General features: G+C 66.8%; 13 protein-coding genes and 2 pseudogenes. 4 read left to right on the forward strand and 11 right to left on the reverse strand.

Going from position 1 to position 12,115, the window contains the following annotated elements; translation table 11 throughout:
* Positions 1 to 199: 199 nt before the first annotated feature.
* Positions 200 to 1,654: an NF041680 family putative transposase gene (locus tag ACQEVY_RS18830; protein ID WP_432949943.1), complete on the forward strand. Its 1,455-nt coding sequence runs from the start codon at positions 200 to 202 to the stop codon at positions 1,652 to 1,654.
* 388 nt (positions 1,655 to 2,042) lie between these two features.
* On the opposite strand, the gene ACQEVY_RS18835 is transcribed toward ACQEVY_RS18830, so the two are convergent.
* The gene (locus tag ACQEVY_RS18835; RefSeq protein WP_432949945.1) at positions 2,043 to 2,459 is read right to left on the reverse strand and encodes a hypothetical protein; all 417 of its coding nucleotides are present in this window, start codon (positions 2,457 to 2,459) and stop codon (positions 2,043 to 2,045) included.
* Positions 2,460 to 2,649: 190 nt separating this feature from the next.
* On the opposite strand from ACQEVY_RS18835, the gene ACQEVY_RS18840 reads away from it, so the two are divergent.
* On the forward strand, positions 2,650 to 3,123 hold the full coding sequence (locus tag ACQEVY_RS18840; protein ID WP_432949947.1) for a DUF3987 domain-containing protein: 474 nt from the start codon (positions 2,650 to 2,652) through the stop codon (positions 3,121 to 3,123).
* 240 nt (positions 3,124 to 3,363) lie between these two features.
* Complete coding sequence (locus ACQEVY_RS18845) at positions 3,364 to 4,245, forward strand: hypothetical protein (RefSeq protein WP_432949949.1); 882 nt, start codon at positions 3,364 to 3,366, stop codon at positions 4,243 to 4,245.
* A 60-nt stretch (positions 4,246 to 4,305) separates the two neighbouring features.
* Here ACQEVY_RS18845 and ACQEVY_RS18850 read toward each other — a convergent pair whose 3' ends face one another.
* Together ACQEVY_RS18850 and ACQEVY_RS18855 are read right to left on the reverse strand one after the other, a co-directional pair.
* A complete protein-coding gene (locus ACQEVY_RS18850) occupies positions 4,306 to 4,953 on the reverse strand; it encodes a restriction endonuclease (protein WP_432955297.1) in 648 nt (215 codons plus the stop codon).
* Positions 4,954 to 5,476: 523 nt separating this feature from the next.
* Positions 5,477 to 5,686, reverse strand: a pseudogene (locus tag ACQEVY_RS18855) (pentapeptide repeat-containing protein); the annotation flags it as partial.
* Positions 5,687 to 5,810: 124 nt separating this feature from the next.
* Between ACQEVY_RS18855 and ACQEVY_RS18860 the strand changes: the two are divergent.
* Positions 5,811 to 5,992, forward strand: a pseudogene (locus ACQEVY_RS18860) (XRE family transcriptional regulator); the annotation flags it as partial.
* A 128-nt stretch (positions 5,993 to 6,120) separates the two neighbouring features.
* Here ACQEVY_RS18860 and ACQEVY_RS18865 read toward each other — a convergent pair.
* The 8 genes from ACQEVY_RS18865 to ACQEVY_RS18900 form a co-directional block, all read right to left on the reverse strand.
* Positions 6,121 to 6,915, reverse strand: coding sequence for an ABC transporter permease (locus ACQEVY_RS18865; protein WP_432949951.1), 795 nt, complete (start codon positions 6,913 to 6,915; stop codon positions 6,121 to 6,123).
* On the reverse strand, positions 6,912 to 7,844 hold the full coding sequence (locus tag ACQEVY_RS18870) for an ATP-binding cassette domain-containing protein (protein ID WP_432949953.1): 933 nt from the start codon (positions 7,842 to 7,844) through the stop codon (positions 6,912 to 6,914). The genes ACQEVY_RS18865 and ACQEVY_RS18870 overlap by 4 nt, the downstream gene beginning before the upstream one ends.
* Complete coding sequence (locus tag ACQEVY_RS18875) at positions 7,835 to 8,416, reverse strand: ABC transporter ATP-binding protein (protein ID WP_432949955.1); 582 nt, start codon at positions 8,414 to 8,416, stop codon at positions 7,835 to 7,837. The genes ACQEVY_RS18870 and ACQEVY_RS18875 overlap by 10 nt, the downstream gene beginning before the upstream one ends.
* 26 nt (positions 8,417 to 8,442) lie before the next feature.
* Positions 8,443 to 9,987, reverse strand: coding sequence for a hypothetical protein (locus ACQEVY_RS18880; RefSeq protein ID WP_432949957.1), 1,545 nt, complete (start codon positions 9,985 to 9,987; stop codon positions 8,443 to 8,445).
* 1 nt (position 9,988) lies between these two features.
* A complete protein-coding gene (locus tag ACQEVY_RS18885; protein WP_432949959.1) occupies positions 9,989 to 10,375 on the reverse strand; it encodes a hypothetical protein in 387 nt (128 codons plus the stop codon).
* Between the two features lie 25 nt (positions 10,376 to 10,400).
* Positions 10,401 to 10,994, reverse strand: a complete 594-nt coding sequence (locus tag ACQEVY_RS18890; RefSeq protein ID WP_432949961.1) for a hypothetical protein — start codon at positions 10,992 to 10,994, stop codon at positions 10,401 to 10,403.
* 26 nt (positions 10,995 to 11,020) lie between these two features.
* The gene (locus tag ACQEVY_RS18895) at positions 11,021 to 11,566 is read right to left on the reverse strand and encodes a stage II sporulation protein M (RefSeq protein WP_432949963.1); all 546 of its coding nucleotides are present in this window, start codon (positions 11,564 to 11,566) and stop codon (positions 11,021 to 11,023) included.
* A 75-nt stretch (positions 11,567 to 11,641) separates the two neighbouring features.
* Entirely contained in the window at positions 11,642 to 11,920 is a 279-nt protein-coding gene (locus ACQEVY_RS18900; RefSeq protein ID WP_432949965.1) for a hypothetical protein, read from the reverse strand.
* Positions 11,921 to 12,115: the final 195 nt, after the last annotated feature.

Below are 12,115 nucleotides of genomic sequence, written 5' to 3' on the forward strand. Positions count from 1 at the left end.
GATCGGGTGTCCTCCATCAGACTCCTATCGCCGCCCAAACTCATCGACTGCACCCGCGTAGCGAGCCGAATTCGACCTTCCAGTGTCGAAATGAGCCTCGAACTAGGCCGCTCACCTGGGCGTTCGCCGGACACTGGAGCGGCCTTCGTCTGATCATGTGCTCCGACCAAGGTGCACCGATCGAGACGAAGGCCGTGAAGTGAGTCTGCTGCCTGACGCAGGTCCCGGGGAAGCGTTCGCGCAAGCGTCACGCTTCCGGGAGGACTTATTCGACTGCCTGACCGCACACGGGGACGAACTGTTCGAGCTCGTCGACGCGTTGCTGTGCGCGGACGGCCCGGTGACCTCGCCGGTGGACCTCACACTGGTAGCCGAGCACCGGCGCGGGCACGGCGCGATGTACGAGGCGTTGAACAGCGGGAACGTGGACGTGCCCCGGTTGCGGCAAGTGCTCGCCGGTCTGCCGATGCCGCGGGCCGCTGACGGGCGCCTGGTCCTGGCGGTCGACGTCAGCAACTGGCTCCGCCCCGACGCGCCGACCAGCGCGGACCGCCTGTTCTGCCACGTCTACGGCCGCAGCGGACGGTCCTCGGACCAGTTCATCCCCGGCTGGCCGTACTCCTTCGTCGCCGCCCTCGAATCGGGCCGGACGTCCTGGTGCCAGCTGCTGGACGCCGTCCGTCTCGGACCCGAGGACGACGTCGCCGAGGTCACCGCCACCCAGCTCCGCCGTGTGGTCACGGACCTGATCGAGATGGGCCGCTGGCACGTCGGCGACCGCGACATCCTCATCATCTTCGACGCTGGCTACGACGCCCCTCGCATGGCCCATCTCCTCGACGGCCTCCCGATCGAGGTGCTGGGACGGATGCGCTCCGACCGCGTCATGCGACGGCCCACGCCTTCGCTCAAGGAGTACGCCCTGTCCTACCCCCAGGGCGGGCGACCGCCGAAGCACGGCAAGGAGTTCCGCTTCGCCAAGACGGAGACCTGGGGCGAGCCGGACGCGGCCACGACGCAGGTCACCGACCGGTACGGCACCGCCCGCGCGATGGCCTGGGACCGCATCCACCCCCGGCTGACCACACGCTCCGCGTGGATCGACCACACCGGCGAACTCCCCATCATCGAAGGCATGCTGATCCGCCTCCAGGTCGAGAGCCTGCCCGGCGGCGGCGACCCACTGCCGCTCTGGCTCTGGTCGTCCGCCACCGGCCTGAACAGCGCGGACGTCGACGTGCGCTGGCAGGCGTTCCTACGGAGATTCGACATCGAGCACCTCTTCAGGCTGATAAAACAGACCCTCGGGTGGACCCGTCCGAAGCTGCGAACCCCCGAGGCCGGCGAGCGCTGGACCTGGCTGATCATCGCCGCACACACCCAGATCCGCCTTCTGCGCGAGGCCGCCGCCGACTTGCGGCGGCCGTGGGAGAAGCCCGCCGAGCCCGGCCGGCTTACCCCGGCCCGAGTCCGCCGGGTGTTTCGGAACCTCCGCCCGCTCCTGCATTGTCCGGCCCGTGCACCGAAACCCTCAACTCCCGGACCTGGAAGGCCACTTGGCTCGAAAAACCGGCGGTCTGCCACCCGCTACGACGTGGGCAAGACCGTGAAACGACCCGAGAGCATCATCGAACGAAACCGACTCAGACCATAAAGAACAAGCTGAGGGTCATCTATGGCCCCAGCGGCCGGTCGAATTTGGAGCCACCGGCCTGGTCGTACTGCCGGATCACGAGATGTCGGCCAGGGTGGGCCGCCTGGATCTGGGCGCAATGGTCGACCACCGTACCGAGAGATCCTTTGCGCCCTGTCCCGAACCCGAGGAGTTCCCCCGTAGTGACGTCATGGACTCGGTAGTGGATGTCTTCCTTCAACGGGCTTGCCACCGTGAGTGGCTCTCCCTGCCAGGAGTCAGTCACTCTCTTCCTTCCTGATCACGTCGCTGAGTGAAGGGCACGTGGGCTAGGAGGCAATTTCCCATTGAGCAGCCGATCCCCCGGAGCCAAACAGGCCGTCGAATCGGCGAGCAAAGCTCCCAGAAATCAAGAAGTACGGCGCCCCGAACCGGCGATGCTGTGTGGGCCTTCCTGCCCTGCGATGAGAACGTCGTGCGGCGCCAGCACGTCGAGATCGTCGAACACGTAGTAGACCGGGAGTCGTGTCCACGCGACGAGCTGCAAGTGGGCGTACACAGCTGCTCGTTCGACGGCGTGCCGACCAGTGCTCCTGCCGGTCATGCGACTCTTGCAGTCGATCAGTACGAGATCCTTACCTTTCGCTGCAATGAGGCCAGGGATCCACCTGATGAAGCTGTCGGTTCCCCGAAGAGCATCTTGGAGTCTCTTGGTCAGCAGACCCTGCCCCCAGGGGTTGACTTCCCACCCGCGCAAGGTGAGTTGTTCAGCGACGTATCGCTCGTGAGCGTCGCCTACCGCTTTCCGCTGCTGAAAGCTCGCCATGCCTGCAGTGTGGCCCGCCCTGCGGGATACGTAACTCGACGTGGGCTGAACCCGGCCAGTCCAATTCTGTCTCAGTAGTTATCACTGCGTCCGGGTGAGTCCGTGGACGTCCGGCTGTGTACGGCTACCTTCAAATCAAGTTGGCCGAAAGTCGCCCGCAGAACTACGCTTTCCGAGAGGCGGCTTCACGTTGGAGTGCGTTGCCTTTCCCGAGCTACAGGTATCAGCGTGGCCTGTTACTCGGTGGCTGCTGTGCAGCATCGGCGCCGTCGCCCGCATCGCCGGCCTGCTCCACCTCGGCGACCACGTCACCGGCCGCTGGGGCCAGCCCATCGAGGCCTCCACCATCGAGCGCGCCATCGCCATCGGCGAGTACTACACCGCACACGCCCTTGCGTCCTTCGACCTGATGTCGGCCGAACCGGCGGTGGACGACGCCCAGGCCGTGCTCGACTGGATCACCCGCTCTGGCCGAGCCCAGTTCAAGGCCAAGGACGTCGTCGCTGGCTGTCGGCGCTTCAAAACGGTCGCGTCCGTGTGCTCGGCGCTGACTGTGCTCGAAGAACACGGATTTGTGCGTGCACTGCGCTCCGAGCGCAGCGGATCACGGGGACGCCAGCCCGCGGTTACCTACCGCGTCCACCCGGACGTCACCGCCACCTAACGCCGCGAAAAGGCCCGCAACAGACTTGAGTTGGCGGTCCTTGCTTCAGGCCCTGAGAGCTTGTAGCACGAGCATGATCAATGATCCTGCTACAAGCTCTCGGGGGTGAATCTCGCCTAGCGGATGAACGTTAATTCGCAGGTGGCGCCTCGTCGGCCTGTGTTGAGGCACTCTCACGACGTGTTGACCAACGGTGTGTCCTCCATCGCCCCTCGTCGTAATCACGAAGACCACGGAGCGATGAACAGAGATGAGCCAACAGCAGTGATCAAAGTCAAGATGGAGCTGGTTACTCCCGAGAAGGCGCAGAAGTGGCTCAGCGAGAACAACCGCGGCAACAGACCTCTGAGCGCCACACATGTGTCATCGCTTGCACGCGCTCTGGAGCGCGGCGAATGGCGCATCCATCACCAGGGCATCGCCTTCACTGCTGACGGACGTCTGCTCGATGGACAGCATCGGCTCGCCGCCATCGTCCAGGCGAGGAAGCCAGCAGAGCTACTCATCGCTCGTGGCGTCGATCCTGCCACGTTCTCAGTCATGGACACAGGGAAGCGGCGGACAGCCCGGGACCTGCTGCACCTTGAGGGCGAGCGGAGGACGCAGCACCTCGCCGCTGCGCTCAGGGGGCTCCACCTGTACCGGACCGCGCCCAAGATTGGATGGCTCGGACCGTCAGCGACGATCTCTCATGACCAGTTGAGGAAGGTTCTCGACGACAATCCAGGGATTCGCGAGGCCCTGGAAGCAGGCATGAACCTCAACCGAGAAGTCCGCATCACGGTTACCGCGGCAGCAGTCGGCATCTACGCAACGACCACGGATAGGCCGGACGTCGCGAACGACGAATGGCTGGACGGGCTGATGACCGGCGCAAATCTCAAGCGCAACGACCCTCGGTTGATCCTGCGCAACACCATGGCTGCGCTGAAGCAGGGGAAGTCAAGCCGCAAGCGTGACGACTCAAGGGAGCACCTCACCTACTACTTGAAGGCGTGGAACGCCTGGGTCGAAGGGCGCTCGATCAAGATCCTTCGCCGAAATGCCAATGAAGCTCTGCCTCTCGTGAGTCTTCTGGGTAGGACTGGCGGCACAGCTCACGAAGAGGGTCGGCTCCTCTAATCGCACAGTGCGAAGTACTGCTGTCGCAGGGGAGTTGGGCGCGGGTCGCTTCCAACTCCCTCACGCATCGCGCTTCGTCTTGCGAGCGCCGCGATAGCGGCCCGGTCTGTTCCCCAGGCCTGCTCCGTTCAACGGCAGCAGCGACTCCAGACGCGCACCCTTCACCCAGGCACCCAGGAGGTCCCGGTGCAGCGCGACGATGTCGTGCCGGAGCGCGAGCCCCATCGCGTCCTTCGTGAATGTGCGGCAAGTGGTCACGAACAAAGCGACCTCGGCCTTGTGCTCCAGCCTCGCCGTGCCCACGAACTTCTGCATGTCCTCGCTCGGCACCGACCGGTGCGGCGCATAGTGCTTGCACTGCACAACGAGGCGCCGACCGTCCGACATACGGCCGACGACGTCCGCGCCGAGGTCCCCTTTCCTGCCGCTTACGACGACGTCCGTGCACCCGTCGCGACGGCATAGTTCGGCGACGTACACCTCGAATTCCTCCCACGGCAGGGCGTCGACGGCCGCCATCGACATCTCCCGTGCTTTGCGTTCCTCCTCTGCACGCCAGCGACGGTCACCGTCGCGCGCGGCCTTGTGTACCCGCCCCAACCACCATCCGGCGGCTCCAAGTGCGCCGGTCCCCAGCACGCAGACGACGTACGGCCAGAGGGTGCTCCAAGCCCACGCCAGGAGCACCACGATGGCCAACGCCAACAGAGCCCCCCACTTACGAAGTAACGCAGCCCGCGCACCACGCCGGGATCGCCGCCGTCGACCCGCCCGTGCAGCCATATCGCCCGCCCCCCTCGTGCCGCCCCTTCGGGCAGTGTGAGAAACGGGCCGGAGGGCCACAAGAAGGCGTTATCGGACAGGGACAGCACCGGACTGGCTGATTTGCCGAGAGCTGTTCGGGGCGATGCCGCCGCGGCTCCACGGTCAGCCCGCCACCCTGCGCGTACCGCATGCCACCGGCCTACCGCAGGGATCACCCCGACAACAACCCGAAGACATCAGTAACTACCTGACGGCCTGGGCCGGAGTCGTTCGCCCTTTACGTCAACGGCGTCGGGCAGCGTCTGCGGCATTCCTGTCGGGCCGCACGGAAGATTCAGTGGACGGGGCCGCGACCTGGGCCCTGAAATCCTCCGCGCGGCAACTCATTGCGGTCCGGGCGCGCCGGTTGCTTCAGTATCCGGTGGCTGCGGAGTTCCGCCGACCCCTGACCGTGGGGGCGCTGGGGTCAGCGTTTGACGCGGTTACGGACGGCCAGGACCGCCAGGCCCAACAGGACAGGCTCGGTCACGCGGGACGCCATCTCGATGTAGGTGCCGGTGGTGGTCAGGTCCTGGCCGGAGGAGCGGAACACCACCGAGTTGAGCGTGACGTTCAGGGCGTTCTCGAAGCGCTCGCCGGTGAACCGGTTCCCGGTGGTGTTCTGCGGGTCTACCTTGTGAACCGTGGCTCCCCCGGTTCACCTACGAGTTGGCGATGCAGCACTCACCAGCGCTGTCCGTAGTTTCCTCACATAAACAAGCATCGACAGTGAAAGTGCCTACGAAGAGAGGCGGCGCTTCGAGGCGCTGAACCTCCAGAACGCCAGCAGCGCCACACAGCGTCTGCGCAGCAGCCTCTACGCCTCCGCAGCGCCGTTCCCTCCTCGGTCATGTGGGCCGCCATCGACGGCCGCCGCTGCGACATCGCCAAGGCGCACATGTGTGAGGCCCAGGCCTCGCCGAGATGCAACTCGGGCCAGGCCGGAGCCTCCATTCGAACCGGAGCGGTTCACGGGGAGCATTCGGCATGCCCAGGCGGGATAGAGCCGTATCGTGAGAAAGTGGCTCGTCCCGGTAGCGTCGGGACGAGCCACTTCCGTTCTGGTCCGGGTCAGGCGTCGCGGCGTTGGAAGGCCGTCGCCGCCGCTGCCGTCTTCGCCGTGACCAAGGCGAGGAAGACCACGCCGCCCACCAGCGGGCCCAGTTGGGCGCTGCTGTCCATGAGGGTGGTGCCCGCGTCCGCTGCGCTGGTCATGGCACTGCCCGCGGCGAAGGGCAAGAACATCGCGGCATGCTCCAGCACCGACTGGCCGGAGTTTGCCAGAACCGCGCGGAGCATCGGCTCCAGCACGAAGGGGACGGCCAGCAGGATAAGCAGGGCCGCGGTCTGGGAGCGTATGAGCGTGCCCAGGGCGACGCCCGCCAGGCCCCAGCCCACGATCAGCAGCACCTGCCCCAGGTGGACGCGGACCAGGAGCGCTGCCGATACATCCGTCAGGGATTCGCCGGCCAGCAGAGGGAGGGCGACGGCCCAGGCCACAGCCAGGTTGGCGAGCGCCAGCACGACACTGACGGCAGCGATCGATGCGACCTTGGCACCGAATGCGACGGGTCGGCGGGGAGTCAGGGCGAGGGTGGTGCGGATCGTGCCGTACCGGTATTCGTGGCCCATGGCGAAGACCCCGAGTGTGCCGGCGATCACCGGCGTCAGCGGAGACTTCGTCAGCATGATCACGAGGAGTTCGGAGACCGGTAGGGCCTGTCCCTGATCCGACGACATGTCCTTGATCAGGGCCCCGAAAGCCAAGGCCAGCAGGGCAGTGACGATCAAGGTGACGGCTGCCATCCACCAGGCGCTGCGCAAGGTCCGCAACCGCCACCACTCGTAAGCGAGGGCTGTCATCATGCCGTCACCTTCTCCTGGCCGGCCGGCTGAGCGTTGTAGTCGGTCTGTTCCGCCGAGGCGCGCAGGTACGCGGTCTCCAGCGTGGAAGTGCGGGCGACCAACTCGTAGACGAGGATCCCGAGCGGCGCGGCGATCTCAGCTATGCGCCGCTGCGTCAGTCCGCGTACGACGACCAGATCGGCTTCCCTCTCCACCACCGTGCCTCCGTCCTCCGCCACGGCCGTGGCAAGTCCCTCCGCGTCGGAGCTGCGCACGAGTACCGCTTCCAGTTCGAAGGAGCGGATGAACTCGGCCAGGGGCAGGTCGGCGAGGAGCCGGCCGCGGCCGATGACGACCAGGTGGTCGGCGACCGCCTCCACCTCGGCGAGCAGGTGCGAGGAGATCAGTACGGAGTTGCCGGCTGCCGCATACCGGGTCAGGAACTCCCGGAGCCAGTGGATGCCCTGCGGGTCCAGCCCGTTCGCGGGCTCGTCCAGGATCAGCATGTCCGGGTCGCCCAGCAATGCCGCGGCAAGGCCCAGCCGCTGGCACATGCCCAGCGAGAAGCCCTTGGGCCGGGCGGCGGCGACCGAGGTGAGCCCAACCTGCTCCAGCACTTCGTCGGCACGGGAGACCGGCAGCCCGGCCCCCTTCGCAAGCATCCGCAGGTGGTTGACAGCCGTCCGGGCCGGGTGGAAGGAACGTGCGTCGAGCATGACCCCGACACGGCGTGCGGGCTGGGCCAGTGCACGGTACGGAACACCGTCGAAGAGGGTTTCTCCTTCACCCTCGTCGAGTCCGAGCATGAGCCGCATGGTGGTCGACTTCCCGGCACCATTGGGGCCGAGGAAGCCGGTGACCTTCCCAGGTTCCACGCGGAAGGAGAGGTCCTCCACGACCGTCTTCTCGCCGAATCGTTTCGTGAGGCCGCGGGCCTCGATCAGTGCCATGACTCTCCAGAGAGCAGGGTTCGGTCCAGTACAAAGTCGGCCGTCACGGCCAGGGCAGCGGGCGCCGTGTGGCTGATGAGCAGGACGAGACGGTCGGCGGCCCACCCCGACAGTTCCTCGGCGATCTTCTCCACGCCCTCCTGGTCGATACCGTTGAACGGCTCGTCAAGGACGGCGAAGTCGAATCCGCCGAGGGTGCAGACGACGTACCAGAGCTTGCGGGTGTTGCCGGTGGACAGCGTCTTCGCAGCGTGGTCCAGCCATGGCTCCAGCCCCAGCCCCACGGCACGGTCCAGGCCGCCCTTGGGATCGATGCCGCGGCATCGCGAGGTGAAGACGATGTGGTCCCGAACCGTCATGTCGGGGTACAGGGCGGGCTGGGTGCGGCAGATCCGGCGTCCGGACCGGGCGGCCGGGCTGCTCGCGTCCAGGCCACCGACCCGTACGCTGCCCTGCCAGGGCAACAGGTATCCCGAGCAGAGTTCCACCAAGGTGGACTTGCCCGAACCGTTGCCGCCCCGCAGATGTACCAGCCCCGGTGCGCCGAAGGAGAGCGAGAGCCCAGTGAACACGGGACTGCCCTCCGCATAGCCCGCTGTTACATCGCGGATCTCAAGGGCAGGGTTCTGATCCGACGGCCGATGCACGTGATCGCTCCTCCGAAGAGACAGACGCTGTAGAAGGCAGCCAGTAGCCGCAGGGGCAGGGGGTACGCGGTGCTGCCCGCGAGGGCCGGCAGGGCCAGCCCGATGGAGACACACGCCACGAACACGCCCGGCGCGCTGGTGCCATCCACCAGCCGCTTGGGTGCCGAGGCCAGGGATTCCGCGATCAACGAGGCGGACATGACCCCGAGTCCCAGGAACGGCAGCTGCCACAGCACCGTGCCGTTCACCAGGCCCGCGGCCACCGCCACGCCCGTGGCCAGGAGTACCGCGTGGGCGGTGTGGTAGAGCGTGGCGCTCACCGCGATATGGCGATGGGAGAGCAGGTTCTCCCAAGCGAAACGAAGCTGAGGGCCGAGCGTGGTCGGGCCGCTGGTGGCCAGCACCAACTCCACACAGCCCAGCATCAGGACGAAGCCGAAGGCGACCGCGGTACGCGTCAGAGGCCGTTCCGCACCGACCGGCAGCGGCAGCAGCCCGCTGCCGGATGCGTGTACTCCGGCCAGCAGCAGTACGGCCATGAGCAGAGCCGCATAGATCCGCTTGACCATGGGAGCGGTACGGCCGGAAGTGAAGTGCCGGTGCAGGACCGGGAGCAGCGGCAGCCGCGCAAGCCGGAAGACCATGGCGGGCACGGTGGCGGACTGGGTGGAAGGGCGGATGGCGAACGCGTTTCGGTCCAGGTGGCGGAAGTCGCGTGCGAAGCGGAGCAGGGCGGCGGCTGTCAGGGCCGCGCAGGTCGCCGTTACGGCGATGGTCAGCGGCGCGACCACGCCCGTACCGGAGGTCACGCCCACGCCTGAGCTACCGCCTCCGCCCACACCTGCCGTACCTCCCGCCCAAGGGCCATCCAGCAGCATCCCCGTGGCCAGGCCCGTGACGAACACGACGAGGCCCAGCGCCGCGAGCACACCAGGCCCGGCGGGCACTGCAGTACCGGCACGCGTGGCCAGCCGGGCCGACACGGCCAGCGTGAGCGCGCACAGTGCCAGCGGCACGCAGATCAGCCCTGGCGTGAGCGAGCCGGCCAAGGAGTCCTGAAAGACGAACAGGAAGGCCGCGTCCACAGTGAGCAGGGCGGTATGGAAGTAGAGAATGCGGGCGGCGCAGTACACCAAGAACACATCGCGAGCCCTGATGTCGAGGGCCCGGAAGAAGGGCTCGTTCGGGCTGCCGCTGACACTGTGGCGTCGCCGGGAGAACGCCTCGCGCAGCAGATACACCCCGCCCCCATACAGGTTGGCGAGGAGGAAACCGCCTGCCAGGACCGGGCCGGGCAGCTCGGTCGTCCGGTGCAGCAAGTGCGCCCCGAGGAGGGTCCCGGCCAGCAACACAGGGACCGTCACAACGCTGCCCATGGCGCAGAGCACCCGGAAGACCTGCATGGGCATGCTCCAGCCCAGCGAGTTCAGCCGCTCGAAGAGCAAAAAGTCGACGGTGTTGCGCAGGCCGGACTCGGACGTACGGGGTGAAGGCATCTCAGAAACGGTTCCGCGGCCGGTTCTCCGACGCCTCCGCCCGAAGCACGGTCACCCGTACGCAGACCAGGAGGGACACAACGATGGACAGACCCAGCGGGACCTTCAGCGGCAGGCCACCACCCGAGGCACCAAGGGCTGCTGCATGGCAGGCGGCCGCCGGCAGGAACGCCACCAGGGCCGCCCGGTGCGAGGGCTTGCGCAGCACCAGCACAATGAACAGCGGTACGGCCGCGCCGAGCACGGCGAGGGCCGACAGCAGCCACGCGGGCGTACCCGGCGCCCGGGTGTCCTCGATGAACAGAACGGCGGCGGACACCGCACCGGCGAAGGCCACGACGGCTGCGGCAGCCCGTTCGACGGTCAGCTGTGAGGTGGTGGGGGGCATGGCTCTCTCTCACTCAGCCTTGCCGTCAGACCGCGAGGGAGAGTCCCGCGAGCCCGACGGTGAAGGCGTAGGTAGTGATGATCTTGCGTCGATCGAGCCCGACCCAGTCCTTACGGAAGAGGATGGGTGCGCTCAGGGCAACCAGCAGGACGTACAAGTAGTACCAACCGGTTGTCTTGGGGGACGAGATGGCGAGCGCCGAGCAGACAAGGTGCACGGGGAAGGTGCACAGCAGGGCGATGACGAACCCGAGCCCGAAGCCCAGGTCCCGGCCGGCCTGCCGCCGCATGGTGAGGACGTTTCGCTCCACCACAGCGGCGAGTGAGTAGAAGACAGCCAGCAGCATCATCGACAGGAACACGGCCAGCAGCAGACCGATGTTCACTGCCAGTGCCTCCATGCTCTTGTCCTCGACCTTGCCCGCCATGTCGCTGTCCCGCAGCTGCTGTCGGACGGTCTCGTGCAGCGTGGGCAGCCGCAGCAGGACGGCAGCGATCGTCAGCCCGTAGGCGATGAGCCAGAAGACTCGGCTCGTCGGTCCAGGCCGGCGGACCTTCCGCGGCTTTCCGTCGGCGCCGTGTTCCAACTCCGCGGGCACGGCCGTTGTAGGCACCGCCATGTTGTCATTCCTCCAATCCCCCTCGCCTAGCGAGCGGCTATCACAAGTGACTCCACCAGTGCCGCGACCAGAATGACCGCGACCGCGACGCCGAGCGTCTTGAGCGAGAGCGCGACGGAATCGGCGTACGCCCGCAGCGGCGATCTGCCGTCCTCCACGCTGCTGCGCAGGGCGTTTGCCACGCCCACCACTACCGGCAGCATTCCGGCGGTGGCTGCGAACAGCAGCCCGAGGAATTCGATCGGCGCGTACAGGACGATGGAGCCCAGCGCTTCCTGGAATCCGGCGGTACGGGCTGCCGCTCCGAATGTGGCGCCGATGTACGCGGCCATCAGGCCGAGTGCCACGACGGTGGAGAATCCCGCGGTCAGCACACCGGAGAACAGCAGCATCGCGGCCCCGGTGTTACGGAGCACGATGGGACCGAGTGAGTCGGTGAAGGGCGCCGCGGCCGACTGAGCACCGGGCCCCGACCAGACACCGTCACCGCCCCCTTGGTCCATGCTCATGTAACCCAGTGCGATTCCTGTGCACAGTGCCGCCAGGGACACCGAGAACGCGATGGCGACCATACGCCTCGTAACGTCCCTGGCGGCTGTGCGAGTTGCCTGTGAAATGGTGACTTCCCAGCTACTCGGTCATGTCAACTAGGCGACGGCGACCGTCTTGCCCCACTTGGTGATTGCCCACTTGGCAGTCGCGATGACCGCGCTGGCGATGCCGCCGGACACCAGGGCCATCGCGGCGGCCAGGACCCAGCCGCCGACCTCGATCGCGCTGACGATCTGGGAAGCGACCGCGGTCGACAGACCGAACATGCCAGCGACGTACATGACGCTGATGCCGGCGAAGGCCAGGCCGATGACGCTGATGGCAGCGGCGGCAGCCGTGGCGCCGGCCGTCTTACGGGTGGCGAACGAGCTCATGATGGATTACTCCCTCGAATCACATTGGATGAGGCCGCGACTCCCGTGCGCCGATCCCGTAGCGGTAGCGTCGATACGGGAACTCGAAGCCTTCGTGCGCTGTCACACGGATACTCGGGCCGAGAACGATCATGGCGTTCAGTCGGATCCACCGGTACCTCCGGGTGACCCCCTCCAGGTGGAGGTCTGTTGGCC

Source organism: Streptomyces sp. CA-288835 (genome assembly GCF_050936385.1).
In the GTDB taxonomy this organism is placed as follows: domain Bacteria; phylum Actinomycetota; class Actinomycetes; order Streptomycetales; family Streptomycetaceae; genus Streptomyces.

What these genes read in the sequence shown, in the direction of transcription:
- ACQEVY_RS18835 (WP_432949945.1), bottom strand. Translation starts at nt 2,459, where the DNA reads ATGGCGAGCTTTCAGCAGCGGAAAGCGGTAGGCGACGCTCACGAGCGA.
- ACQEVY_RS18845 (WP_432949949.1), top strand. Translation starts at nt 3,364, where the DNA reads ATGAACAGAGATGAGCCAACAGCAGTGATCAAAGTCAAGATGGAGCTG.
- ACQEVY_RS18865 (WP_432949951.1), bottom strand. Translation starts at nt 6,915, where the DNA reads ATGATGACAGCCCTCGCTTACGAGTGGTGGCGGTTGCGGACCTTGCGC.
- ACQEVY_RS18870 (WP_432949953.1), bottom strand. Translation starts at nt 7,844, where the DNA reads ATGGCACTGATCGAGGCCCGCGGCCTCACGAAACGATTCGGCGAGAAG.
- ACQEVY_RS18880 (WP_432949957.1), bottom strand. Translation starts at nt 9,987, where the DNA reads ATGCCTTCACCCCGTACGTCCGAGTCCGGCCTGCGCAACACCGTCGAC.
- ACQEVY_RS18885 (WP_432949959.1), bottom strand. Translation starts at nt 10,375, where the DNA reads ATGCCCCCCACCACCTCACAGCTGACCGTCGAACGGGCTGCCGCAGCC.
- ACQEVY_RS18890 (WP_432949961.1), bottom strand. Translation starts at nt 10,994, where the DNA reads ATGGCGGTGCCTACAACGGCCGTGCCCGCGGAGTTGGAACACGGCGCC.
- ACQEVY_RS18895 (WP_432949963.1), bottom strand. Translation starts at nt 11,566, where the DNA reads ATGGTCGCCATCGCGTTCTCGGTGTCCCTGGCGGCACTGTGCACAGGA.
- ACQEVY_RS18900 (WP_432949965.1), bottom strand. Translation starts at nt 11,920, where the DNA reads ATGAGCTCGTTCGCCACCCGTAAGACGGCCGGCGCCACGGCTGCCGCC.